The following is a 953-nucleotide window of genomic DNA, read 5'->3' on the forward strand; positions in this document are numbered from 1 at the left end:
TCTCGGACACGATTAATTTGTAACATTACCAAAGGCCGTCTGAAATTTCATCTTTCAGACGGCCTTTTCTTAATCCTTGCGATCCCAGTACGTTTTTTGTGCGAATACCAATTTATTGTCAGTGAATTTCACGCTGTCCAAATTCAATGCCCAAACATCGCTTTTCATCACTCTGGCAGCAGGATGCGCTTTGTAATACAAAGACTGTGCCGCTTTCAAATCCACTTCATCCTCAATCAAAGCGGCAGTCGCCGCAAACTGAATGCCGCTGATTTTCGTGATACTGTCAGGTTGACCGGCAATGGTACCGGCTACTTTGGCTGACCGACCCATCATTCCGCCATGTTTCGTTTTCAAAGATGTCAGCACAATCAATCGGGCATTCGCCTCATCAAACACATAAAAACAGCAAGCTGCCCAAACTTCGCCCTCTTCCACAGCAGCAATGCTGACGACATGATGATTACTCAAAAACTTCACTATATTGGCAGGAATTGTTTGCATGGGTTTTATCTTCCTTCGCAGTAGACGTAATTATACTCAGGCCGTCTGAAATATCAGCCCTGCCAGCGCGGCACATTGTTTTGAATGATACCGAACAAGTCCAAAGCATGAGAGACGCTGTGTGTAATCATATCTTCAATGGATTCAGGCTTCTGATATAAAGCCGGAATGGGAGGAAACACGATACCGCCCATCTCTGTCACGCGGCGCATATTTTCAATGTGCGCCAAGTTTAACGGCGCTTCACGCACCATCAACACCAGCTTGCGCCGCTCTTTCAACGTTACATCCGCCGCACGGCTGAGCAAATTATCGGCAAATCCATGAGCAACCGAAGCCAAGGTTTTCATTGAACACGGTGCAATCAACATCCCATCCGTCAAAAACGATCCGCTGGCAATACTTGCCCCGACATTACGGACAGAATGCACGACATCCGCCAAAGCATA

2 protein-coding genes are annotated in these 953 nt (G+C 46.8%); both read right to left on the bottom strand.

All coding sequences use genetic code 11. The features are described from left to right. Positions 1–69: 69 nt before the first annotated feature. A complete protein-coding gene (locus ACTHSP_RS20875) occupies positions 70–504 on the bottom strand; it encodes a pyridoxamine 5'-phosphate oxidase family protein (RefSeq protein WP_049351295.1) in 435 nt (144 codons plus the stop codon). A 53-nt stretch (positions 505–557) separates the two neighbouring features. Beyond that, on the bottom strand, positions 558–953 hold a 396-nt coding region (locus tag ACTHSP_RS20880), incomplete at its 5' end, for a UbiX family flavin prenyltransferase (RefSeq protein ID WP_440346872.1).

The organism is Neisseria sp. P0001.S005 (assembly GCF_051963715.1).